The 22,848-nt window shown below is 68.7% G+C and carries 17 protein-coding genes and 1 pseudogene; 6 read left to right on the forward strand and 12 right to left on the reverse strand.

Annotated features, from left to right (window positions below; genetic code table 11):
- Positions 1-114: 114 nt before the first annotated feature.
- Positions 115-441: a hypothetical protein gene (locus tag GobsT_RS02840; RefSeq protein WP_010048077.1), complete on the forward strand. Its 327-nt coding sequence runs from the start codon at positions 115-117 to the stop codon at positions 439-441.
- A gap of 82 nt (positions 442-523) precedes the next feature.
- On the opposite strand, the gene GobsT_RS02845 is transcribed toward GobsT_RS02840, so the two are convergent.
- Positions 524-2,707: a glutamine synthetase III family protein gene (locus GobsT_RS02845; protein WP_010052040.1), complete on the reverse strand. Its 2,184-nt coding sequence runs from the start codon at positions 2,705-2,707 to the stop codon at positions 524-526.
- A 206-nt stretch (positions 2,708-2,913) separates the two neighbouring features.
- On the opposite strand from GobsT_RS02845, the gene GobsT_RS02850 reads away from it, so the two are divergent.
- Complete coding sequence (locus tag GobsT_RS02850) at positions 2,914-3,864, forward strand: ParA family protein (RefSeq protein ID WP_010052038.1); 951 nt, start codon at positions 2,914-2,916, stop codon at positions 3,862-3,864.
- Positions 3,865-4,160: 296 nt separating this feature from the next.
- Here the strand turns inward: GobsT_RS02850 and GobsT_RS02855 are convergent, their stop codons facing one another.
- From GobsT_RS02855 to GobsT_RS02865, 4 genes and pseudogenes are all read right to left on the reverse strand, one after another.
- Entirely contained in the window at positions 4,161-5,021 is an 861-nt protein-coding gene (locus tag GobsT_RS02855; protein ID WP_010047841.1) for a DUF1559 family PulG-like putative transporter, read from the reverse strand.
- An 18-nt stretch (positions 5,022-5,039) separates the two neighbouring features.
- Entirely contained in the window at positions 5,040-6,191 is a 1,152-nt protein-coding gene (locus tag GobsT_RS40910; protein WP_033199576.1) for a Gfo/Idh/MocA family protein, read from the reverse strand.
- 669 nt (positions 6,192-6,860) lie between these two features.
- Positions 6,861-7,373, reverse strand: a pseudogene (locus tag GobsT_RS40915) (Uma2 family endonuclease); the annotation flags it as partial.
- A 63-nt stretch (positions 7,374-7,436) separates the two neighbouring features.
- Complete coding sequence (locus GobsT_RS02865) at positions 7,437-8,657, reverse strand: CaiB/BaiF CoA transferase family protein (RefSeq protein WP_010047838.1); 1,221 nt, start codon at positions 8,655-8,657, stop codon at positions 7,437-7,439.
- Positions 8,658-8,760: 103 nt separating this feature from the next.
- On the opposite strand from GobsT_RS02865, the gene GobsT_RS02870 reads away from it, so the two are divergent.
- The 3 genes from GobsT_RS02870 (at position 8,761) to GobsT_RS02880 (ending at position 12,097) form a co-directional block, all read left to right on the forward strand.
- On the forward strand, positions 8,761-9,630 hold the full coding sequence (locus tag GobsT_RS02870; protein ID WP_010047837.1) for an AraC family transcriptional regulator: 870 nt from the start codon (positions 8,761-8,763) through the stop codon (positions 9,628-9,630).
- 119 nt (positions 9,631-9,749) lie between these two features.
- Positions 9,750-10,763, forward strand: coding sequence for a DUF1559 domain-containing protein (locus GobsT_RS39285; RefSeq protein ID WP_010047836.1), 1,014 nt, complete (start codon positions 9,750-9,752; stop codon positions 10,761-10,763).
- A 71-nt stretch (positions 10,764-10,834) separates the two neighbouring features.
- Entirely contained in the window at positions 10,835-12,097 is a 1,263-nt protein-coding gene (locus tag GobsT_RS02880) for a tetratricopeptide repeat protein (RefSeq protein WP_010047834.1), read from the forward strand.
- A 117-nt stretch (positions 12,098-12,214) separates the two neighbouring features.
- On the opposite strand, the gene GobsT_RS02885 is transcribed toward GobsT_RS02880, so the two are convergent.
- The gene (locus tag GobsT_RS02885; RefSeq protein ID WP_029601208.1) at positions 12,215-13,801 is read right to left on the reverse strand and encodes an N-acyl-D-amino-acid deacylase family protein; all 1,587 of its coding nucleotides are present in this window, start codon (positions 13,799-13,801) and stop codon (positions 12,215-12,217) included.
- Between the two features lie 913 nt (positions 13,802-14,714).
- On the opposite strand from GobsT_RS02885, the gene GobsT_RS02890 reads away from it, so the two are divergent.
- Complete coding sequence (locus GobsT_RS02890; RefSeq protein WP_010052821.1) at positions 14,715-15,506, forward strand: sulfite exporter TauE/SafE family protein; 792 nt, start codon at positions 14,715-14,717, stop codon at positions 15,504-15,506.
- Here GobsT_RS02890 and GobsT_RS02895 read toward each other — a convergent pair.
- The 6 genes from GobsT_RS02895 to GobsT_RS02920 form a co-directional block, all read right to left on the reverse strand.
- Positions 15,490-18,396: a heavy metal translocating P-type ATPase gene (locus GobsT_RS02895; protein ID WP_162542187.1), complete on the reverse strand. Its 2,907-nt coding sequence runs from the start codon at positions 18,394-18,396 to the stop codon at positions 15,490-15,492. The two genes, GobsT_RS02890 and GobsT_RS02895, sit on opposite strands and share 17 nt — an antisense overlap.
- Before the next feature lie 129 nt (positions 18,397-18,525).
- Positions 18,526-19,401, reverse strand: a complete 876-nt coding sequence (locus tag GobsT_RS02900) for a c-type cytochrome (protein ID WP_010050089.1) — start codon at positions 19,399-19,401, stop codon at positions 18,526-18,528.
- Positions 19,398-20,216, reverse strand: a complete 819-nt coding sequence (locus GobsT_RS02905) for a cbb3-type cytochrome c oxidase subunit II (RefSeq protein ID WP_010050088.1) — start codon at positions 20,214-20,216, stop codon at positions 19,398-19,400. The genes GobsT_RS02900 and GobsT_RS02905 overlap by 4 nt, the downstream gene beginning before the upstream one ends.
- A gap of 153 nt (positions 20,217-20,369) precedes the next feature.
- On the reverse strand, positions 20,370-21,824 hold the full coding sequence (locus GobsT_RS02910; RefSeq protein WP_010050087.1) for a cbb3-type cytochrome c oxidase subunit I: 1,455 nt from the start codon (positions 21,822-21,824) through the stop codon (positions 20,370-20,372).
- A 317-nt stretch (positions 21,825-22,141) separates the two neighbouring features.
- Positions 22,142-22,465 (reverse strand): cbb3-type cytochrome oxidase assembly protein CcoS, encoded by a 324-nt coding sequence (gene ccoS / locus GobsT_RS02915; RefSeq protein WP_010048636.1) that lies wholly within the window; start codon positions 22,463-22,465, stop codon positions 22,142-22,144.
- Entirely contained in the window at positions 22,462-22,848 is a 387-nt protein-coding gene (locus GobsT_RS02920; protein WP_010048633.1) for a hypothetical protein, read from the reverse strand. Before GobsT_RS02920 ends, ccoS begins: the two co-directional genes overlap by 4 nt.

Consider the following 22,848-nt stretch of genomic DNA (forward strand, 5'->3'; position numbering starts at 1 on the left):
TTGCTGCCGCCTGTTCCGGCGCCGCTCACAATCCCCGATCCGTATTTCCCGCCGTCAGGGCTGTCGGGTAGCGTTTGAACTGGTTCCGTCCCGGTCCCTTGCGGAGGTTTGCCGATGTGCGCACTACCGACCCTGGCGCTCGTTACCCTGTTCGAGTTGGTGGGGGCGTCCCCTCAACAGCCCCCGCAGCAACTCGGCGCCGACATCCGCAGCCGGCTGCTCGATAGCCACCGACAGCTCCTCGCGTCCACCGAGAAGACGCGGAAGGCGCTTGAGCGTCGCGCCGATGCGGGTTGGAGCCGCCAGATCGCTCGATACCGCGGCTATGAGGCCGAACTGAAGCGGCAGATCGCGGCCCTGGAGGAGGGCCAGCTTCCGACCGACGCGCCACCGGCAGCCGGGCCAGTACCCGCGAGGCCGAAGCCGCCGGTCTGTGACTAACGTTCGTGGCGTCGATAACCGGATAATGAAGTGGCCCGCGGGGTTTTAACCCCGCGGGCCACTTCGTTTCACTCACTCTTGCTTACTTGATGAACAGCATCTCGCGGTAGGTCGGGAGCGGCCACAGGTCGTCGGCGACCATCGTTTCGAGCTTGTCGCCCAGCTCGCGCAGCGCCACCATCTTCGGCAGCACGGTGTCGCGCACCGCCTTCGCGTGGTCGTACGGGTCGCCGGCGTGCTCGTGGCCCGCCGCGTGCGCCAGCGCCGCGGTCGCCTTCTGGAACTCGCCGGTCGTGGTGACCAGCTCCTTCAGGTGGTCGAGCTGCGCCGCCGGGTCCACGCCGGCCGCCTTGGTCGCGTTCACCGCCGCCGCCACCTCGGCCTGGTACCGCAGCGCCGCCGGCAGGATCATCGTCTTGGCCATGTTCACCATCGTGTTGGCCTCGATGGTGATCTCCTTGACGTACTTCTCGCTGAAGATGTTGTACCGGCTGGTCAGCTCGCGCTCGGTGAACACCTTGTACTTGGTGAACAGCTCCACCGAGTCCTTGCGGACGATCACCGGCAGCGCGTCCACGGTGTTCTTCAGGTTCGGCAGCCCGCGGCGCTCGGCCTCCTTGTGCCACTCCTCGCTGTACCCGTCGCCGTTGAAGACGACCTTCTTGGACTCCTTCAGGATGCTCGGGAGCAGGTTCTGGATCGCGGCGTTGAGCGGGGTGCCGCCCTTCACCGCCGCCTCAAGCTGGGTGGCGACGAAGTCGAGCGACTCGGCCACGATCGTGTTCAGCACCGTGTTCGGCCCGCCGATGCTGAAGCTCGATCCCACGGCGCGGAACTCGAACTTGTTGCCGGTGAAGGCGAACGGGCTGGTGCGGTTGCGGTCCCCGGCGTCGCGCGGCAGCTTCGGCAGCACGCTGACCCCCACCTCCATGAACCCGCCCGGCAGGGTCTTCTCGGGCTTGCCCTTTTCGAGCTGGTCCATGATGTCCTGGAGCTGGTCGCCCAGGAAGATCGAGATGATGGCCGGCGGGGCCTCGTTGGCGCCCAGGCGGTGGTCGTTGCCCGCACTGGCGACCGTGACGCGGAGCAGCTCGGGGTACTTGGCGACGGCGCGGATCACCGCGACGCAGAACACCAGGAACTGCGCGTTGTCGTGCGGGGTCTGGCCCGGCTCGAGCAGGTTCTCGCCCAGGTCGGTGGACATGGACCAGTTGTTGTGCTTGCCCGACCCGTTGATGCCGGCGAACGGCTTCTCGTGCAGCAGGCACACGAGGCCGTACTTCTCGGCGGTGCGCCGCATCACGTCCATCGTGAGCTGGTTGTGGTCGGTCGCGAGGTTCGAGTCCTCGAAGATCGGGGCGATCTCGTACTGGCTCGGGGCCACCTCGTTGTGCCGGGTCTTCACCGGGATGCCGAGCTTGAACATCTCGGCCTCGCACTCGGCCATGCACGCGATGACCCGCTCCGGGATGGTGCCGAAGTACTGGTCCTCGAGCTCCTGGCCCTTCGGCGGCTTGGCGCCGAACAGGGTGCGGCCGCAGTTCAGCAGGTCCGGGCGGGCGAACAGGAAGTTCTTGTCGATGAGGAAGTATTCCTGCTCCGGGCCGACGGTGGTGAACACCTTCTTGGCCTCGGCGTTGCCGAACAGCTTCACGATGCGGAGCGCCTGGTGGCTCAGGGCCTCCATGCTGCGGAGCAGCGGGGTCTTCTTGTCGAGCGCCTCACCGGTCCACGACACGAACACGGTCGGGATGACGAGGGTGGCGCCGTTCGGGGTCTCGCGGATGTACGCCGGCGAGGTCGGGTCCCACCCGGTGTACCCGCGGGCCTCGAACGTGGCGCGGATGCCGCCGCTCGGGAAGCTGCTCGCGTCCGGCTCGCCCTTCACCAGCTCCTTGCCGCTGAACTCGGACACCGCGCTGCCGGTGCCGGTCGGGGCCAGGAAGCTGTCGTGCTTCTCGGCGGTCAGCCCGGTCATGGGCTGGAACAGGTGGGTGAAGTGGGTGGCGCCGTGCTCGATGGCCCAGTCCTTCATAGCGCTGGCGACGGCGTCGGCGACGGCCGGGTCGGTGAGCTGCGCGCCCTGCTTGATGGTCTTCTGGAGGGCCTTGAACACCGGCTTCGGGAGCCGCTGCTTCTGCACCTCCTCGCTGAACACCAGCGTGCCGAACAGCTCCTTCAGGTGCGCGGTGCGGAAGTCGATCTGGTTCAGGTCGTATTCGGTCGTCGCGATGGCTTGAATCGCGGCCTGACGGGGGTTCGACATCGGGAGGAGACTCCTGTTCCGCGCCGCGCCGCGGCGCAACTCAGTAAAGGTGGTGGACAGCACGCAACGGGCGCCCTGTGGGCCGATTTCGGGCCGCGCGGTTGGGCTGGTCGGGGAGAGGTTACTCAGGTTATAAGCGTGATGAGAGTTGCGGCAAGAAGCAAGTTCCGCGCCGGCGGGCGAATGCGGCGTCAGGAGGACACACCATGCGGACCATCGCGGTCATCAATCAGAAGGGCGGGGTCGGGAAGACGACAACCACCGCGAACCTCGCGGCGGCGCTGGCGCTGGCGGGCAAGCGGGTGTGCGTGATCGACCTGGACCCGCAGGCGCACGCCAGCACCCACCTCGGGGCCGAGCCGGACGGCACGCTGCCGTCCCTGTACGACGTGCTGGTGTCCAACAAGCCGGTCGCCGAGGTGCGCCGCACGGTGGGCGACAACCTGAGCCTGATCCCGTCGGACATCAACCTGGCGGCGGCCGAGGTGGAACTCGCGGGCATCGTGGGCCGCGAGGTGATCCTCCGCGAGGCCCTGGCGGCGGACGCGACCGCGTTCGATTACGTGCTGATGGACTGCGGCCCGTCGCTGGGGGTGCTGACGCTCAACGCGCTGGCCGCCGCGGACGAGGTGTTCATCCCGCTCCAGCCGCACTTCCTCGCGCTGCACGGGCTGAGCAAGCTGCTCGAAACGACGGCGCTCGTGGCCCGGCGCATCAACCCCAAGCTCACGGTCACCGGGGTCGTGGTGTGCCTCTACGACGCTGCCACCAAACTCGCTCAGGAGGTGGTCACGGACCTGACCACGTTCCTGGCGCAGAGCCGCGGGGCGAACGTGCCGTGGGCGAACGCCAAGGTGTTCGGCACGAGGATCCGGCGCAACATCAAACTGGCGGAGTGCCCGAGCTTCGGCAAGAGCGTGTTCGCCTACGCGCCGAAGAGCAGCGGTGCGACCGACTACGCCGCCCTCGCGAACGAGGTGATGGGCGTGGCGGCTCCGGTGGTGGTGGGGCCGCTGAAGCTGACGGTCGAAGTGCCGGTGGTCGCGGCTCCGGCGGCTGAATCGGCAGCGGTCGCGGTGCCGGTACTCGAAACGCCGGTGCTCGATGTGCCAGTTCGCCAAACGACCGTCGAGGTGCCGGAGCCTGCGGTGGCGTGATACCGCGTCTGGAATGGGCATGTAAACGAGAGCCGGCCCGGACAGGCAAACCTGTCCGGGCCGGCTCTCGTTCACACACGTGTTGCGATCATTTACCGCCCGGTCGCGGCTACCCGTTCTCGTCTTTGTGGCACAGGCATTCCTCAAGGAGTTGCCGCGGCGGTTGAGTGGTGCGTGAAACAGCGCACCAGTGGTTTGCGCTCGCTGCCGATGGGCGCAGCCTGCCGGTGCCGCGAAATCGGTACAGCACCGCCGATGCCGTCGCGGTTACGGCCTTTGGTTACCGCTCATCGTCATCACGGGGGCGGGACGTCTTCCCGCCCGCCAACGGTTGCCAACGCCTCCAGTACCTCCGGAGCGGTCGCGCTGGTGAGCGACCGCACTGACGTGTCGGCAAACGCCACGGTGCAGGTGTGCAACCGCTCGCCGACCAGCACAGGGCCGCCGTTGTGGAACCCGCCGAACGGCCGCCCGGGGCCGATGTACGGCGCCGTTCCGGGCTCGAACCCGCGCACGGTCGCGCGCCCGCCGAAGGCCCAGTGCCCGGGCTCGTTCGCGGTTTCGATGAGGAGCAGCGTGTTTGATGTGCCGTCGGGGAAGCCGTCCTTCAGCGAGGTGCGCCGGTCGTAGCCGAACACGCCCGCTCGTGGGTGTTTCAGAGGCAGTTCGGCTGCATCAGTCCCAATGCCCGCGACGCCAACGTAGTGCGTGATTGGAGTCGGCGATTTCCAACGGGACGTGTTGTGGTCGTACTCGCCAGACGACGGGCACACCAAGTTACGGAAGCGGTTGCTGGCGGCCCCTTCGTTGACCGGATCGTCGGCCCCACGCATCAGGTCGAATTTGTTGTACGCCCGACCTTGTTCGGCGTAAGGCAACACTTCCACCAACCAACTCAATCGCCGCTCTGGCGGGAGAGCCGGGTTCTGCACCGTCCCGGTCAGAAAAACAGTAGTGCGATCATCCCACGGCGCGTCCGGACCGCGATAGTGTGCATCGGCGTGGGTGTGCAGTATCGTGGCCCACCACTTGAAGTTGCTTTGGCAGGTCATCCGCGCCGCTGCTTCCCGCACCTTCTGAACGGCCGGGAACAGCAACCCGACGCACGTCAGTACGCACAGGGCCGCGACAACGACCAGCACCCGATTGCGTGACACGTCGCGGCCCTCGCGGGGTTACTTGCGGCTCTTCGGGTGGTGGAACGCGATCCACCCGCCGTTCTGCTTGCTGCTCTCCACGCACTTCGTGATGAACAGCATACCCTCCACGCCGTCGTAGACGTTCGGGTAAACCGTGTTCACGGTCTCGAACGACTCCCCCGCGGCGCGCTTCACCATCGCGTCGTAGGCGGTGCCGTAGACGTTCGCGAACGCCTCGAAGAACGCCTCGGGGTGGCCGCTCGGCAGGCGCACGCTCGCGCCGTGCGCGGCGCCAAGGTACGGGCCGCCGTTGCGGGTGTACAGCTTGTGCGGCTCGCCGTTCTTGCGCACGAGCAGCTTGTTCGGCTCCTCCTGGTGCCACTCGATCGCGCCCTTCGTGCCGTCCACCTCGATGAAGAGGTCGTTCTCGCGGCCGTGCGAGATCTGGCTGGCGGTGACGGTCGCCAGCGCGCCGTTCTCGAACCGGACCAGCGCGACGCCGTAGTCGTCGAGGGCGCGGCCGTCGGCGAAGATCTTCAGGCTGCACGAGATCTCGGTCGGCAGCAGCCCGGTGATGAACCGGCCGAGGTTGTAGGCGTGGGTGCCGATGTCGCCGAAGCACCCGGCGATCCCGCTCTTGCTGGGGTCGGTGCGCCAGGCCGCCTGCTTCTGCCCGCCCGTCTCCAGTCGGTCGCGGAGCCAGCCCTGGATGTAGTTCGAGCGGATCGCGTTGATCTCGCCGAGTTCGCCGTTGAGTACCATCTCGCGGGCCTGCCGCACCAGCGGGTAGCCGGTGTAGTTGTGCGTCACCGCGAACACCACGCCGGACTTCTCAACCACCTTCAGCAGCTCTTCCGCTTGGGCCAGGTCGAACGTGAGGGGCTTGTCGCAGATGACGTTGAACCCGGCTTCGGTGAAGGTCTTGGCGATCTCGAAGTGGGTGTGGTTCGGCGTCGCGACGGAAACGAAATCGACCTTGTCGGCCCGCTTGGCTTCGGCCTCGGCCATCTCCTTGTAAGAGGTGTAAGCGCGTTCGGCGGGGATGTCGTAATCGCTCGCGGACGCCTTCGCGCGGGCCGCGTCGCTGGACAGCGCGCCGGCGACGAGCGCCGCGCGGTTGTCGAGCACGGCCGCGGTGGCGTGGACGCGGCCGATGAAGGAGCCCTGCCCGCCGCCGATGAGGCCCATGCGGAGCTTGCGGTTGAGTGATCCGTTGGTCGGCACGTGAGGAACTCCGGAAGAGGGAGGCGGGGTTCGATGCGTGCCGGAGATTGTAAGGACGGCGTGCGCGCCGTCAGCCCCCCGATTCGGTCCACATGACAGCGCCCAGCGCCAGAGCGACGGCGCCAACGCCCCCGACGGCCGCGCCGGTCTGCCCGGCAAGCAGGTACCCGACGGCGCCGCAGGCAAGCACGAACGGAAACACGAACACAAACGGAATGACTGCCAGCCCCAGCCCGCCGGTATCAGAGACGCCTTCCGAGATCTGCCGCGTGAGCGCACGTTGCGTTTGCGGCGGAGACGGGGCGGTGTTCGGTTTCGGCGTGTCGCCTTGCGCGGTTCCGCACTGCGGGCAGACCGCGACGCGGTTCTCGATCGGCGCTCGGCACTGGCGGCACGGTCGCATTGTGCCCTTAACTCCTGTCCCCTGGCTTTCGCCAGCTCTTCACGCAGCCTGGCCAGTTCCGCCTCGGCCGTTTGCCGCACCTGTCGTTCGGCGCTCAGTTGCCGCTGGGCGTCGTCGCGCTGCTGGAGCGCGGCGTCTCGTTCTTTTAGCAGGTCGCCCGGAAGCGGGAGCAACTCGCCGCGGAACCAGTACCGCACCCACCGCCCGAGTTGCCCGACTTCGAGTTCCAGTTCCGGGATCGGGCACCGGCCGAGTGCGTTCGGCACCACGGATGTGTAGCCCTTCTCGCCCAGCCGGAACAGCGTAAACTCGTCCGCGTCCGGGTAGAACAGCAAATAGTACGGAACCTTCAGCTCCTGTTCGTACTTCGCGTAGCTCGTTTCCTCGTCCTTGCGGGCGCTCGCCTTCGATACGTATTCCAGCACCAGAAACGGTCCCACCGGTTGCAGCGGAGTGTTGTAGCTGTCGCCCGGTGCGAGTGGGTACGGGTGAATGAAGAGTGCGTTATCCGGTTTGATTTGACCCGGCTCGTTCGTTCCGCTTTGCGGGAACTGAATCAGCAAGTTCGTGAACGGCTGCACATCGCTCCGGACGCCACGCACAACTTCCAACGGCCAGCGCGTGATATCGCGTTGCTCAGCGTGGGCCGGTACGACGTCGTCGTGGCACCGGCGTTCCGCGAACCGGTACGCGGCGGCGGCATATCGGTAAGCGAGTTCGAGTCGCGCGGTACCGATAAGCATGGGCTCCTCCTGCGTATGCGCAACAGCGTATCTGTTGCTGCACAGCCGCGGAAGGTCGAACGGTCACACCACGCCCTTGTCGCGCAACGTGCGAACGGCGTCGGCGCCGAGGCCCAGCAACTCGGCGAGTATCGCGTCCGTTTGGGCGCCGAGGCGCGGCGGCATCGTCGGTTCGGGCGCGGCGGCGCCGTGGACGTGCAGCGGTGAGCCGATCAGGTCCACCGGGTTGCCCGCCGGGTCGCGCACCGTGAGCTTCATCCCCCGGGCCAGCATTTGCGGATCGGCGAACACGTCGGCGTAGGTGCGCACCACCGCGTGCGGGACGTTCGCTTTCGTCAGGCGCGTTTCCCACTCAGCGGTGCCCAGCCGTTTCATCAGGGCTTCTACCATCGGGACCACCTCGGCGCGGCGCTCCACCCGCTGCCGGTTGGTCGCGAACGCGGGGGCGCTGCCGAGTTCCGGCGTGCCCGCCGCGGCGCAGAACGCGCGCCACTGCGAATCGTTGCCGACGTTGAGCACCAGCCAGCCGTCGGCTGTGGCGAACAGTTGGTACGGGACGATCTGAAGGTGCGCGTTCCCCTGCCGGGACGGCACGGTGCCGCCGGTCAGGTACGCCTGCGCTACGTTCACCTGCGCCGCGAGCGCGCAGTCGGCGAGCGCGAGGTCGATCGCGTACCCGTGACCGCTCCGGGACCGCGCGTGCAGCGCCGCGAGCACCGCGTTCGCGGCGTAGAGGCCGGTCAGGATGTCCACGACCGCCACACCCACCTTGTAAGGCGGCCCCTCGGCGGGTCCGGTGATGCTCATCAGGCCCGACAGCGCCTGAACCGCGAAGTCGTACCCCGGGGCGTCTTTGAGCGGTCCGGTGCGGCCGAAGCCCGAGATCGAGCACGCGATCAGCCGCGGGTGCTTCGCAAGCAGCGCGTCCGGCGTCAGCCCGAGCTTGTCCGCGCTGTCGGTGCGAAAGTTCTCCAGCAGTACGTCGCTTTTCGCGAGCAGTTGGTGAAACAGTTCGCCGCCTTCGGCGCTCGCAATGTCGAGCGTGAGCGACCGCTTCCCGCGGTTGCACGACAGGAAGTACGCCGACAGGTCGCCGAACCCGGGCACGTAGGGCGGCCCCCACCCGCGGGTGTCGTCGCCCTGGCCGGGGCGCTCGAGCTTGATGACCTCGGCGCCGAGGTCGGCGAGCAGTTGGCCGCAGAACGGCCCCGCCAGCACGCGGGCCGCGTCGAGGACGCGCACACCGTGCAGCGGCGGCACCGGGTCCGTCGGGAATGGCAGCATGGGAACCTCCGTGCCCGAAATTCTATGCCGCGTCGCGACGTGACACGCCCGGGGCGGCGCGTTAAACTGCGCGCGCCCTCCAACTCTCCCGAGGGGCCACTCGATGAACGCGCGCCGCGCGCCGGTCGCGGTCGTACTTCCCGCACACGGGGTCTACGTGTGGGAGACGCAGCACGACCACGGGTTCGTGATGGAGCCCGAGAGCCACCCGTTCGCCGAACTCTTCTACGCCCTCGACGGCCGCGGGACGTTCGTTCTCGCCGGGCGCGGGCACGCGTGCGGCCCCGGCGACGTGGTCGTCGTGCCGCCGGGCGTGGTCCACCAGATCGCGGACCGCGACGCGCCGCTCACCCTGTACGGCATCGGCGTTTCCGCCGAACTGCTGGCGTGCGACCCCGAACTGCAACTCAACGAGCGGGCCGGCGTCGTGCCCGGCTCGCGGGTGCTGGCCGCCCGCGTCCGCGCCGGGCTGCGCCAGATGTTCCACGAGCAGACCGACACGCTGCCCGGCGGGCGCGCGAAGATGGTCGGGCTGGCCCTGCAACTGGTGGCGCTGGTCGCCCGGTCCGCGCCCCGGCCCGCCGCGGGCGCCCCCCGCCGCGAGACCGGGCGCGAGGCGGTCGAGCGGTTCCGCTCCGACCTCGACCGCCGGTTCTACGAGCCGCCGCGGCTCGACCGGGCCGCCGCCGAGTTGGGGCTGAGCCGGCGCTCGTTCACCCGCCTGTTCCGCGCCGCGGCGGGGTGCCCGTTCGCCGAGTACGTCGAGCGGGTCCGCGTCGAGTACGCGTGCCGACTGCTCCGGGACACCGCCCGCGGCATCACCTCGATCGCGTTCGAGTGCGGGTACGAGGACCTGTCCGCGTTCTACCGCGCGTTCAAGCGGCACACCGGGCAGTCCCCGGGCCGGTGGCGCGGGTCCGGTGCGGCCGTGCCGGTGTTGCGCGAAGTTGGCCCGATCCGCCAATCGGATTGACCCGATCCGCCAAGACCGAATCGTTAGAGATCGATTAACGTACTGCTACTGCTCCAATAGCAGTGTCATCTCGTTCGGATTTGCAAGCACCTCGGTCCGCTCTTATTTCGGAGGCTCCGATGTCTCTCCCGGGTCTTCGCCTCGGGCGCCGCACGCGCCCGCGCGGGTTCACGCTCATTGAATTGCTGGTGGTGATCGCAATTATTGCGATCCTGATCGGGCTGCTGTTGCCCGCAGTGCAGAAGGTCCGTGAGGCGGCCGCCCGCATGAGCTGCCAGAACAACCTCAAGCAGCTCGGGCTGGCCGCCCACAACTACCACGACTCTGTGGGGACGCTGCCGCCGCTGCGGGTGACCAACAACACGGTCACGTGGTTCGTGCTCATTATGCCGTACATGGAACAGGACAACCTGCGGAACCTGTGGACGCCGACCGCGAACTATTCCTCCACGACCAACGCGAACGGGCGCCAGTTCCACGTCAAGAGCTTCTACTGCCCGAGCCGCCGCAGCCCGGGCACGCTGAGCACGCAGGAGGACGTGATTCCGGCCGACGCGTCGCCGCCCCCGAACTTCCCGGGGCCGGGCACCGACGCCCGGTTCGCCGGGACCAACAACCCGCCCGGGGCGCTGGGCGACTACGCGGGCAGCGTGGGCACCGTGGACAACTACCCGGGAAACACGACCGACATCGCGTGGGCCAGCGTCCGGGCTAACGGCGCGCTGATCCAGGGGCAGGCCCCGGTCGGGACCAGCTTCAAGGGGCTGACCCACTTCGGCAGCATCAGCGACGGGCTGAGCAACACGTTCCTGGCGGGCGAGAAGCACATCCCGCAGGGCATGTTCGGGCGCGCGAAGGTGGGCGACGGGTCGATCTACAACGGCGTGTGGACCACGTACTCCGGGCGCGTGGCCGGGCCGGACGACCCCCTGGCGAAGGGGCCGACCGACGTGACCCCGAGCACCCGCGGGGACGCGTTCTACGCCCGCCGGTTCGGGAGCTGGCACACGGGCGTGTGCAACTTCGTGTTCTGCGACGGCAGCGTCCGTGCCGTGCGGAACAGCATCGACGCCGCGAACCTGCGCCGGTTCGCGGTGCGCAACGACGGCGAGGTGATCTCCGGGGCCGAGTGACCGCCCGCGGTAAGGGCTTTGACCGTCGGCGGGCGCACCGGTACACTGGTGCGGTCACCTCGGAGGCGCCCATGACTCGCATTTTCGCTCTCGCGACCGTTGCGGTGTTGACCGCCGCAGCGGTCGGCCAGGACCAGAACTGGGCCGACAAAACCGTCCGGCTGCGCACGACCACCCGGCTCGGCACCAGGCAGGCCGGCGGGATCCTTCGCGACGGTGCCGAGGTGACGCTGGGCCAAACGCTCACCGTCAAGTCGGACGACGGCGTGTACCTCGAGTTCGTCGACGAGACCGGTGTCCTGTTCAAAACCGAGGTGGAGCTGTTCGCCGGCCGCGAGATGCCCCGGAAGGGCGCCCCGGCCCCCAAGATCGATCCCGCGAAGCTGTGGGCCGCCGGGGCGAAGGTGCTGGCGAAAAGGAGCGCCAACCAGGTGCAGTTCGGGGACCGCGACGAGAAGGGCCGGTCCACGTTCTTCACGCTCACCGGCATCTCTTTTGTTGTGGTGCGGGACAACGGCGACGGCTGGGTGCGGGTCCGCGACCGGTACCGCGAGGGGTGGGTCGTCAAGGACGACCTGGTTCCCAAAGAGGCGGCGGTCGCCCACTTCGACGCGCTGCTGAAGGCCGACCCGCAGAACAGTTGGGCGCTGTTCATGCGCGCCGCGAGCAACAACGAAAACGGCAAGCACGACGCCGCGATCGCGGATTACACCGAGTACCTCAAGCTGTCCCCGAACAGTTCGGCCGCTCTCAACAACCGTGGCACCGTGTGGATCAACAAGAAGGAGTATGATAAGGCCATTGAGGACTTCACCACGGTGCTGAAGGCCGACCCGAAATACGCGGTCGCTTACAGCAACCGGGGGCACGCGCTGCTGAACAAGAAGGACTACGAGAAGGCGGTGGCCGACTGCGACCGGGCGATCGAACTCGACCCGCAGTTCGCGGCGGCGGTGTGGTACCGGGCACGGGCACTGGCGAAGCTGAAGAAGTACGACGCGGCCACCGCCGGGTTCGAGTCCGCGGCCAAACTCGACCCGTCGGCGGCGCGGCTCAACTCGCTCGCGTGGCACCTGGCCACCTGCCCGGACGAGAAGCACCGCGACGGCAAGAAGGCGGTGGAGGCGGCGAAGAAGGCGGTCGCGCTGGACGGGGCCTGGGGGTTCCGCGACACGCTCGCCGCGGCGCACGCCGCGGCAGGGGACTTTGAGGCGGCGGTAACCGAGCTTCAAAAGGCGCTCGAGGCGAAGGCGATCCCTGCGGGCGATCGCAAGACGTTGGAGGCGCGGCTGGAACTGTTCAAGGCGAAGAAGGCGTTCCGCGATGACGAGTGATGCCACATCCGGTTAAAGAGTAACGGCTCGACAGGGCATCGGTTGTACCCGCCGGCCGGCCGGCGGGTGGCCCTGCAAACTACCGACGCCCTTCAATCAGACCTGGCGTCACAGCGTTCAACGGTGCCGTAGCACCCGACCGCCGAGCACCTCCTGATATTCGCCGTCCTTGATCGCGGGATGACCGTTCACGAGCACCCACTTTAAGCCGGCGGCGTACTGGTGCGGCTTCTCGAAGGTGGCGGTGTCGCGGAACGCTTTCGGGTCGAACACGACGACGTCCGCGAAGTGCCCCGGCTTCAGATACCCGCGGTCGGTCAGCTTCAGGATGTCGGCCGGCAGTCCGGTGGAGCTGCGGACCGCGAACTCGACCGGAACGATCTTCTCCTCGACGGCGTAAAGGCCGATCTTCCGCGGGAACGTGCCGTAGCTCCGCGGGTGCGGGACCGTCGCGCCCGGCGCTTGAACGCCGCCGTCGCTCGCGGTCGCCACCCACGGCTGTTTCATGTAAAGCCGCACGTCCTCTTCGGTCATCCCGAAGTTGACGACCTGCGCCCCGCCGTTCCGCTCGATCTCCAGAACGATGTCGATCGGCTCCTTCTTTTCGCCCTCGGCGATGGTCGTGAGGTTCTTGCCCTGCCACTTCGGGTTCCCGGCGTAGCGCGCGATCTGGATGCGCTTACCGCCGTCCCGGCCGCCCAGGTCCTTTTCGATGTCGGCCTTGATCTTGGGGCCGGTCCGCGGGTCGTCGAGCCGGGCGACGTACTCCTTCTCGGTGCCTTCGCGGTACTTCGCGGGCACCAGCGTCGCACGCAGGGAGGTGGAACTCGCGACGTAGGGGTACTGGTCGGCGGTCACCTCCGCGCCCTTCGTGCGTGCGGCCTCGATCAGCGCGATGGCGTCACTCGACTTGCCCCACGCCGACTTGCCGCTCGCCTTGATGTGCGAGACGTGAACGCGGCACCCCGACTCCTTCCCGATGGTCAGCGCCTCTTCGATCGCCCCGAGCAGCCCGCCGCCCTCGTTGCGGATGTGGCTGGCGTACAGCCCGCCGTGCCTCGCCGCGACCTTCGCCAGTGCGACGATCTCGTCAGTTTTGGAGTAGGTGCCGGGGTTGTAGATCAGTCCCGTCGAGAGCCCCCACGCGCCGTCCCTCATGGCCCTGTCGGTGAGTTGCTCCATTCTCTTCAGTTCGTCTGCGGTGGGCGGGCGGTTGGCGTTCTTCATCACCTCCGCCCGGATGCCGTTGTGCGGGGCGAGGTGGATCACGTTCGTGCCCACGCCGCCCTCTTCGAGCTTCTTGAAGAACGCCCCGACGTCGACCGGTCCGGAACCGCAGTTGCCGGTGACCGCGAGCGTGCAGCCCTGGGCGACGTAGTTCTTGTTGAACTTGCCCGTTTTGCCCGTCAGGCCGGGGTCGCAGTGCGTGTGCAGGTCGATGAACCCCGGGCACATCGCCAGCCCGTCGGCGTTCACCTCGCGCGCGCCCTCAACCTTTCCCACCATTCCGACGGCCGCGATCTTGTCGCCCTTGATGTGAACGTCGCCCTTCGCGGGCTTCGCGCCGGTGCCGTCGTAAATGGTGGCGCCGCGGAACACGAGGTTGGTGTCCGGGGCGTTCGGTTCGGCCCCGCATGTGGGCGGCGGTGAGCCACACGCGACGAGCGAAACGAGCAGCACACGAGCATTGGCGAAGCGACGCATCGCGACCTCCTGGGTGTCGCACCAGTGTACCGAAACCGGCGCGCACGGCGCCAACGGGCGTGACGAATTTCGGATCTTAATTTGATCCCGGATTTGTCGCCGCGCCTCGGAAGGCGCGGCGACAAATCCGGGATCTGAAACGGTTTCCAGCAACGGCCCGCCCCGGGAAGAAGGCTCACGATAAACACGTGCGGCACACATAACTCGGAGCCGATCGCATATTCATGCATAAAATGCCGATTGTTAAGCCCTCCGAAATTGTCACAAATTGCCATGCCAATAAAATGTGAGGTTTCTGCTTTCGCGATAATAAACAACAGATAGGCGAGTCGCACCATTAGCATAATTCTCCCAAGCGACTGATTCGGACCGTTCACCCAAATTTCGAGCAACTTGTTTTCGGCAGCGGATGAGTAGCCAACCGGTAGTCCGAGCACCAGCGGATTGCCACCACGCCCCCCATCGCTCCTACTTCGTGCGCGGCTGTAACCCCCGTTACAGCCGCGCGCCGGCGGGACACTGGGACTTTTCCCGACGCGTTGCAGCCGCCCGAGTAAGAGGGCGGCATCTCGCACCGAACCCAGTAGTTTCAAGTTCGTTGGTTGTGCGCCCGGTCCGCGTCACCAAGCGGGTGGCACCTCGGCACGTTCCGATCAAGCGATTGATCTCGTCCCCGCTGCCGCCAGCTTGAAACGACTCTCAGCATCCGTCCGTCGCGTAATGGCGTAACGCGCCGGTGCGGCTACCTATTAACCTGATGGCACCGCCCGCCCCGCCGGTCGTTTCGGGCGGCACCGGATGCGGCGTCTTCCGGTTCGATGTGCCGCACCCCTGTTGCCCCCGGCGATAGTACCGAGAATAGTCCGAGCGCCCTGGGCGTTCTCTCCGGCGCGCGTCTCTCTGGGCTTCGGGCATGCCAATCGACTTCTGGACCTACGTGTTCCTGTGCGGTTCGGCGTTCCTGGCCGGAATCATGAACGCCGTGGCCGGCGGCGGGACGCTGCTCACGTTCCCCGCGCTGACAGGCGTTCTCAGCGCGGCGATGGCGAACGGCACCAGCACCGTGGCACTCCTGCCCGGCTCGTGCGCCGGAGCGCTGGGCTACCGCAAAGAGCTGTGGGAGTGCCGGCGGTTCGTGCTGCGGATGTGCGCGCCGAGCCTCGCGGGCGGGTTCCTCGGCGCGTGGCTCGTCGGCGAGAACCAGGACGCCTTCGCCACCCTCGTACCGTGGCTGATCCTGACGGCCGCGCTGTTGTTCGTGGCGCAGGCCCCGCTCTCGAAGTGGGTGAAGAGCCGGGCCGCACGGGACGGGGCGCAGCCCGAGCACCACGAGCCGGGCCGGATCACGCAGGCGCTGGTGATCGGGTTCCAGTTCCTGGTTGCAACTTACGGGGGGTACTTCGGCGCCGGGATCGGCATCCTGATGCTCAGCGCCTTGGGGTTCATGGGGGTGGGCGACATCCACCGCATGAACGCGGTGAAGACGTGCCTCGCGGCGCTCATCAACGCGGCGAGCGTGGTGGTCTTCGTCCGCGACGGGCTGGTGGACTGGAACTTCGTGCTGGTCATGGCGGCGGCGGCCACGGCCGGGGGCTACATGGGCGCCCGGGTAGCGCGGCGGCTGCCGGCGAGCTACGTGCGGTACGCGGTCATCGCGATCGGGTTCGGGCTGTCGGCGTTCTACTTCGTCAAGAAGTACGTGTAGCCCCGATCCGCCACCCGGTCGGCCAGAACCCGACGGCCCGAAGGCCGACGAGCAGCCGCTCGACGAGCCACGTCCCGGCGAGCATCCCGGCGAGCATCCCGGCCGTCATGCCCGCGAAGCTGAGCGCCACGCCCGCGACCATGTTCGCCAGCGTGGTCTGGGCCGCGAGCCACCCGCCGCCGATCATCCCCAGCGCCATCCCGACGTTACCGCCGGTGTACATCGCGACCGCGTGCTCGCCCCCCGGCGCCGGCCCCTTCCCGAACCATTTCATCGCGACGTTGGCGAGCGTCAGCATCCCGACCCACATCCACGGCCTCATGACGCCCTCGCGCATGGCCTCGACGCAGCCGCAGCAGGCGTGATCGGGCAGCGCGGCGCACCCGTTGTCGGCCCACCACCCGAGCACCATCCCGAGGTTGCCGAAGGTGACCATTCCGAAACACATGTCGAGCCAGTGCGGGACGGTGCACCGGTGCCAAGCCAGTGCGAGCCCCGCGCCCACCGTCGCGAACCCGACAAGGGTGAGCGCCCCCGCGACCGGGGTGCGAAGCGCGGCGAGGAGGAGCAGGAACGCGGCGCCCTGGAGCGCGAACGCGAGCGCGTGGGCCAGACCTACCCCCCCGGCCCCCCTCCCTGAAGGGAAGGGGGAGAAAGACCCACCCCCCAGCCCCCTCCCTGAAGGGAGAGGGGAGGAAAACAAAGGACGCGCGGAAACGTTGTCGCTCGGCAAAGATTCTTTCTCCCCCTTCCCTTCAGGGAGGGGGCTGGGGGGTGGGTCTTTCTCCCCCTTCCCTTCAGGGAGGGGGGCCGGGGGGGTAGGTTCTTCGTGCCCGCACCCGACGCGCGTGGACGAGAAGATCAGCGTCAGGCTCGACACCACCATCAGCACGGCCGCGACCACCGGGTGCAGCGCCCCGCACGCGGCGAGCGTCATGCCCACGAGGTTGTACGCCACCGCGCGGGCCAGGTTCGCGCGCACGGCCCGCACCGCGCTGCGGCTCAGTTCCACCGCCCACGGCAGCGCCGACAGGTCGCCCCCGTACAGCGTGACCGGGGCCGCGCTGACCGCGAGGTCGGTGCCGCTCGCGAGGGCCACCCCGACGTGGGCGGACGCGAGCGCAGATGCGTCGTTGATCCCGTCGCCGACGAACAGCGGCTTCGCGCCTTCGGCCCGTGCGCGCGCGACCGCGGCCCGCTTCTCGTCCGGCAGCATTCCCCCTCGCGCGTCCGGCAGCCCGAGCGCCTCGGCCCGGCCCGGAACGTCGCCGGTGAGCACTTGAACCGGCACCCCAAGCTTCGCGAAGTGTGCCAGCGCCCGAGGGGTCGAATCGCGGAGCCGTTCCGTCAGAACCGCCACGCCGGCCCACGCCCCGTCGACGGAAATGTGAACCGTCTTGCTCCCGTCTGGTTCCGGCGCGCCCGCACCCGCCGCGGCCCATTCCGCGACGCCGGCCTTCACCTCGTGCCGCGTCCCGTCGGTTTCGACCAGTTGCGCGACCACACCGCACCCCGGGACCGCGTGCAGCGATTCTACCCGCGGCTCGGCGCCCGGTGCGAACGGCCGGGGGAGTTCGGCGAACGGCTTCGCCACCGGGTGCGAACTCTGAGCCTGCACCAGCGACAGCCACCCGAGCAGTTTCGCGCGCTCCGCCCCGACCGCGACCGTCCGGACATCGACCAGAGCGAACGCGTCGTCGGTCAGGGTGCCGGTCTTGTCGAACATCACGCGATCGACGGCCGCGAGGCGCTCGAGCGCGTCCCCGCTGTTCACGATCACCCCGCGCTCCGCGAGCCGGTTCAGCGCGGACCAGACCACCACCGGCGTCGCCAGCCCGATCACGCACGGGCACGCGACCAGCAGCACCGACATGGCGTTGAACAGCCCGACCTCCCACCCGGCCCCGGCGCCCAGGGACCAGTACGCGAACGTCCCGAGCGCGGTGAACACGACCAGGGGGAAGAGCCACCGCCCGAGCCGGTCGGCGCGGCTCTGGAGCGACAGCGGCTTGTCGCGCGCCTCTTCGACCACTTTCAGGAGCCGGTCGATCTCGCGCTCGCGGCCGCTGGCCGTCGCGGTCACACGAAAGGCGGCGTCGAAGCTGGCCGAGCCGGCGAGGACGCGGTCGCCGGGCCGGCGCACCACCGCGAACGGCTCGCCGCTCACGGCGGACTCGGACACGAAGCCGGTGCCGTCGCGAACGAGCCCGTCCACGGGGACCAGTTCGCCGGGGTGAACCTCCACCACGTCGCCGGGCCGCACGTCCGCGACCGCCACCGTCCGCGCGGCCCCGTCCGCGCCCAGCAGGCGGCACAGGCTGAGCCGGTCGCCCCAGGCCCGCGAGCCGGCCAGCGCGGCGGCGCGGGACCGCGCCCCGATCACCTTCCCGAGCGTGTAAACGACCAGCAGAACCGACACGACCTCGAAGTAGATTTTGCCGCGCCCGGTGAGGTGCGCTTGAAGGGACGCGGCCAGCGCCCCGGTGGCCGTGAGGAGAAAGAGGGCCTCGATGGTGAGCCGACCGCGGCGCAGCTCGCGCGCGGCGGCGCGGACCAGCGGCCCGCCCAGGAGCGCCGCGACCAGGGCCGTGCCCGCGAGAATGCCCCACTGGGCGAGGTCGCGGGCCGCCGGGGGCACGTCGTCGTGGACGTTCAGCGCGAGGCCGAAGATCATCGACTGGCCGACGACCAGCACCCCGACCCCGAGGCGCCACCCGAGTTGCGCGAACTCCGGTTCAGCGCCGGCCCCGCACGCGCCCGCCCCGCACGCGCGCTCGGCGACCGCGAGGCAGCCGAAACAGCAGTAGAGTGGCGCGGGGCGGTCGCCGTCGGCGCGGCCGGCGTACCCGGCCCCGGTGATCGGCCCGTGACAGTTCGCGCAGGTGGTCATGTTCGCTTTTTGCATCGGCCGCACAGGGCCGGCGGGGGCGCACCGGGCGGGAGCCCTGTGCGCCCATTCACGCCGCTCTCGCCTGGTGCGCGCCCGCCGGCTGTACACCCGGACCAACCGACAGCCGGGTCACTTCTTCGGCGCCGGCGGGTCGGCGTAGTCCTTCGGGAACTTCTCTTGCAGCTCGGCTGCGGTCACCGAGTCGCGCTTGCCGTCCTTCGCCCGGGCGGCGCGCACGGTGGCGGCGGTGATCGCCGGCTTCTTGTCGTCCGGATCGGCTTTGTTCGACCAACTGTTGCGCACGTAGGTCAGCACGCCCGCGATCTCGTAGTCCTTGAGCTGGTCCGCGTGCGGCGGCATGGCGGCGGCGCCCCACGCGGTGCGCGGCACCTGCGGTGACTTCACCTCGATGTTCCCCTTCAGCCCGTACAGCACGATGCGCGACAGCCGCGCCGGCGACGACTGGTCGCCCGTGACCCAGTTCGACCCGTCGAGCGGCGGGATGTTCTCCGCGGGCTTGCCCAGCCCTTCCGGCAGGTGGCACGCGGCGCAGATGGCGTTGTACTTGCGCCCGCCGATCGCCTTCAGTTCCTCGACCGTTTGCGGGTCCGGGTCGGTGACCGGCCCGGCCACCGGGGTGGCGACCGGGTTCGGCTCGTCGTACACGTCGGCGCGGAAGTCGGCGGAGTTGGAGCCGACGTAGAACCCGCCCCACATGAGCAGCGCGCCGCACACCACCGCCACCCAGAACGGCACCGGCTCGAACCCGTCGCGGGGCTCGGCCTGCTCGCGCATCAGCACGTCGTGCATCGACTGCACCGAGTCCGCGCCGCCGGCCCCGGGCTCGTCCACCGCGGTGTCGTCCACGCCGTCGGCGGTGAGCATCACCGGGTCGTTCATCTGCGCCATGTGGGCGCGGTGCAGGTCCTGGACCGAGTCGCCGCCGGTGGGGACCACGGGGGCGTCGGTGCGGATCGGGGCGTTGGTCGGGTTGGTGTCGCTCATTCCTTCGCCTCCGGCAGCGGAACTTCGGCCTTCCGCAGTGCGAGCAAATACGCGACCAGCGCGTCGCCGTCGGCGTTCGGGACCACCTGGTAGTCCTCTTCCGGGGTCGTGAGCCAGAACTCCAGGAGCCGCTTCTTCCCGTCCGCGGTGGAGATGTCGATGGACTCCGCTCGGCCGGCCGTGTACTGCGCCACCAGCTCCGGCCCGCGCTTCGCCACGATCCCGTCCCACTCGCCGTCGCTGGGCCGCCACCGGTACCCGGGGTCGACGGTCCACTCGCGGCCCAGCGCCAGGGCTCGGTCGCTGCGCGCCCCGGTGACCTTCTCGCGGGTGTAGAAGAACGGGAACGACGGCATGACGCTCCACACGTTCGCCGACCGCGGGTTCAGCAGGTGCGTGTGGTGCCACGCGTCGGACGGGTTCCGCACCCCGATGTTCGCGAGGTCCGGGCCGGTGCGCATGGTCCCGAGCATGGTCGGGTTGTCGTAGATGTAGTCGCGCGAGACGGTGCGCCGCAGCCCGTAGCTGCGCTTGATGTCGGCCCCGGTCCGCTCGACGCCGTCGGCGTCGGTCCAGCCGCCGAACCGCGCGCTGCGCACCTGCTGCGTGTGGCAGTACATGCACCCGTTGTGCTGGTACACCTTCATGCCGGCCAGCTCGGCGCCCGACAGGGGCCGCGGGTACGGGTCCTCGCCCTCGCCCTTCTGGTACGGCTTCTCGTTCCCCAACTGCCAGTACGGGAACACGATCAGGCCGAGCCAGCTCGACGAGAACGTGAGCAGCGCGCCCAGGAAGATCACCATCCCGCGGTCCATCGTTCCCTCATTCAACGAGAACAGGAGCGGCCACAAAAATGCACAAAGGGCACAAAAGAAAACCAAATCAAAGAGTTTGAACTGGTCCCAACCTCGCTTCTTCTGCCCCGGTTCTCTTTTGTGCCCTTTGTGCGTTTTTGTGGCCACTCTGTCTTATGCCTTCTGCCCCGCCGGCTGCGCGAACAGCGTGGGGCCGCTGGAGCGCCGCTGCCCCCAGCCGCCCACGTTCGCCGCGAACGACACCGCGAACGCCAGGTGCCCCACGGTCAGCAGCGCGCCGGCCAGCGACCGGCCCAGCAGGTGCGGCTGGGTGTACAGCACGATGCGCGCGAACGGCACGTCCGGGTTGTTCATCATCACCCCCTGCCACCACCCGCCGACCGACAGCCCGACCACGTAAGCGGTGATCCCGATCGACGTGCACCAGAAGTGGACCCGGATGAGCCGGCTGCTGACCCACTCCCGCCCGGTGAGCCGCGGGACCATGTAGTAGAACAGCCCGAACAGGATCATCGTCACGAACGCGTACGCCCCGAAGTGGGCGTGCGCGACGATGTAGTGCGTGAAGTGAGCCGTCTCGCTGTACCACTTGAGCGACATCAGCGAGCCCTGGAAGCTCACCAGCGTGTACGAGATCGCGCCGAACACCGTGAACCGCAGGGCCGGGCTGTACCGGAGCCGGTGGAAGTGGCCCAGCATGGTCATGTGGTGGTTGATCGCCACCGCCAGCACCGGGATGATCATCATCATGCTGCCCACGGTGCTGGCGGTGGCCAGCCACGCCGGGATCGGCCCGCCGATCAGGTGGTGCATCCCGGCCCACGCGTAGAACAGGGCCAGCGACCAGAACCCGATGATGCTCAGGTAGTAGCTGTGGACCGGGCGGCCGATGATCTTGGGGATCAGGTAGTACGCGGTGCCCACGGCGATCGGGGTGAACCAGAGCCCGAGCACGTTGTGCCCGAACCACCAGTTCACGATCGGCTGCACCACCCCGGTCACCGGCATCCAGAAGATCACGAACTGGGCCACGAGGTACAGCCACGGGAACCAGAACACCGCCCCGAAGATGTACCACTGGGTCACGTACACGTGCGCCTCGCGGCGGCGGCGGAACACCGCCACCACCCACGCCGACACGATCCCCAGGCCGGTCACGAAGAACGGGGCCGCGGCCGGCGGCGCGTCCAGCCACTCGACCGACTGGCCGGCCCCGAGCAGCACGCCGAACACGGCGATGCACACGCCCACGTTCCAGAGCGCGCCGGCCAGGTACAGGAGCTTCGGGTACGGCAGCTCGGCGCGGGACAGCCGGCACATCTGCCACAGGCAGGCGGCCATCGACGCGAGGGTGGCCCAGCCGAGCGCGACCGCCTGGAGGTGCGCCATCCGGGCGCGGCCGAACGTCAGCTCGGCGGTGCCGGTGAGGAAGTACGGGCTGTGCAGCTTGACCGAGGCCACCAGGGCCAGCAGCGACCCGACCAGCAGCCACAGGACCGCGGCGGACGCGAAGAACAGCACCGGGCCGCGGCACGACGCGTCGATCGCGGCGCGCTCCGCGGCCGACTTCGCCCGGTCGTACTGGGATAGCTCAGCGGTCGCGGCCATGTCGCATCGGTCTCCCAAAAATCGCGTTCTCGCCCGGATCGCCGGCGCTGGGCTACCGCCCTGTGCAGGGCTGGAGCCCTGTGCGCCCATTCACGCCGCTCTCGCCCTGTGCGCCCACTCGCGGCGCCTCTGGGCACAGGGCTCCCGCCCTGTGCTACGCCCGCCGGCCCCTCCGGGGCGGAAAAGAAGTTAAAAGGCAAAAGCGCTGCATCCTCTTTGCCTTTTGACTTTGCTCTTGTGCCTTGGTCTGGCACCCCGGAGGGGTCGCCGGGGGTAGCACAGGGCGGGAGCCCTGTGCGCCCCAGCGCCCCCGTCACTCACCGCCGGGCCGGCGGCCCGGTCACGGAAAACGGTTCCGGCTCGCGGTCGGCTTCGGCCGGGCGGGCGCCCGGGAACGCGTCCGTGCCCTCGCCGATCGGCTCGTCCGGCCCGAAGATCGACCGCGAGCCCTGCTGGAAGTTGTCGAACTGCCCCGCCCGGAACGCCCAGCTCAGCGCCAGCACGGCGGCCCCGCCGAACAGCAGCATGGAGCCGATCACGGTGGCGAACAGCGCGACATCGGTCGGGCTCATGCCCCGGGCCGACGCGCCCTCGGTGGCCGCGCCGCCGGCGGCGAACAGTGCGGAGTAGAACGCGCTCACTGTTTCTCCTTCGCGTCCTTCTTGGGCTCGTCCTTCTTCGGCGCCGCCGGCTGCGCCGGCTCGGGCACGGGGAACGGCATCGTGTCGCCCGGCCCCTTCAGCCGCGCGAGCAGTTTGCCGCGTGCCTCGTCACGCGACATCTTCGCGCCGACCCCGTTGAGGGCGGCCTCGTTGCGGGCCTTCACCTCGTCGAGCTTGGTCGCGGCGTCGGGCTTCGGCTCGGCCTTCGTGTCGGCGGCGCGCTGGGCGTCCGCCTCCTTTTCGCGGGTGGTCACGAGCCACATGAGGAACAGGAACGTGAACAGCACGCCCAGCGCCGCCCCCACCGTCACGAACGGGAAGCGCGGCGACCGATCGGCGGCGGGTAGGGTCGTGTCGGACAT

The organism is Gemmata obscuriglobus (genome assembly GCF_008065095.1).
Classification (GTDB): Bacteria; Planctomycetota; Planctomycetia; order Gemmatales; family Gemmataceae; genus Gemmata; species Gemmata obscuriglobus.

Bases quoted from the DNA above. Each gene is read 5' to 3' on its own strand.
- GobsT_RS02865 (WP_010047838.1), bottom strand. From the start codon at position 8,657: ATGCTGCCATTCCCGACGGACCCGGTGCCGCCGCTGCACGGTGTGCGC.
- GobsT_RS02895 (WP_162542187.1), bottom strand. From the start codon at position 18,396: ATGACCACCTGCGCGAACTGTCACGGGCCGATCACCGGGGCCGGGTAC.
- GobsT_RS02885 (WP_029601208.1), bottom strand. From the start codon at position 13,801: ATGCGTCGCTTCGCCAATGCTCGTGTGCTGCTCGTTTCGCTCGTCGCG.
- GobsT_RS02890 (WP_010052821.1), top strand. From the start codon at position 14,715: ATGCCAATCGACTTCTGGACCTACGTGTTCCTGTGCGGTTCGGCGTTC.
- GobsT_RS02850 (WP_010052038.1), top strand. From the start codon at position 2,914: ATGCGGACCATCGCGGTCATCAATCAGAAGGGCGGGGTCGGGAAGACG.
- GobsT_RS02840 (WP_010048077.1), top strand. From the start codon at position 115: ATGTGCGCACTACCGACCCTGGCGCTCGTTACCCTGTTCGAGTTGGTG.
- GobsT_RS02880 (WP_010047834.1), top strand. From the start codon at position 10,835: ATGACTCGCATTTTCGCTCTCGCGACCGTTGCGGTGTTGACCGCCGCA.
- GobsT_RS02900 (WP_010050089.1), bottom strand. From the start codon at position 19,401: ATGAGCGACACCAACCCGACCAACGCCCCGATCCGCACCGACGCCCCC.
- GobsT_RS39285 (WP_010047836.1), top strand. From the start codon at position 9,750: ATGTCTCTCCCGGGTCTTCGCCTCGGGCGCCGCACGCGCCCGCGCGGG.
- GobsT_RS02845 (WP_010052040.1), bottom strand. From the start codon at position 2,707: ATGTCGAACCCCCGTCAGGCCGCGATTCAAGCCATCGCGACGACCGAA.
- GobsT_RS40910 (WP_033199576.1), bottom strand. From the start codon at position 6,191: ATGGGCCTCATCGGCGGCGGGCAGGGCTCCTTCATCGGCCGCGTCCAC.
- GobsT_RS02910 (WP_010050087.1), bottom strand. From the start codon at position 21,824: ATGGCCGCGACCGCTGAGCTATCCCAGTACGACCGGGCGAAGTCGGCC.
- GobsT_RS02920 (WP_010048633.1), bottom strand. From the start codon at position 22,848: ATGTCCGACACGACCCTACCCGCCGCCGATCGGTCGCCGCGCTTCCCG.
- GobsT_RS02870 (WP_010047837.1), top strand. From the start codon at position 8,761: ATGAACGCGCGCCGCGCGCCGGTCGCGGTCGTACTTCCCGCACACGGG.
- GobsT_RS02905 (WP_010050088.1), bottom strand. From the start codon at position 20,216: ATGGACCGCGGGATGGTGATCTTCCTGGGCGCGCTGCTCACGTTCTCG.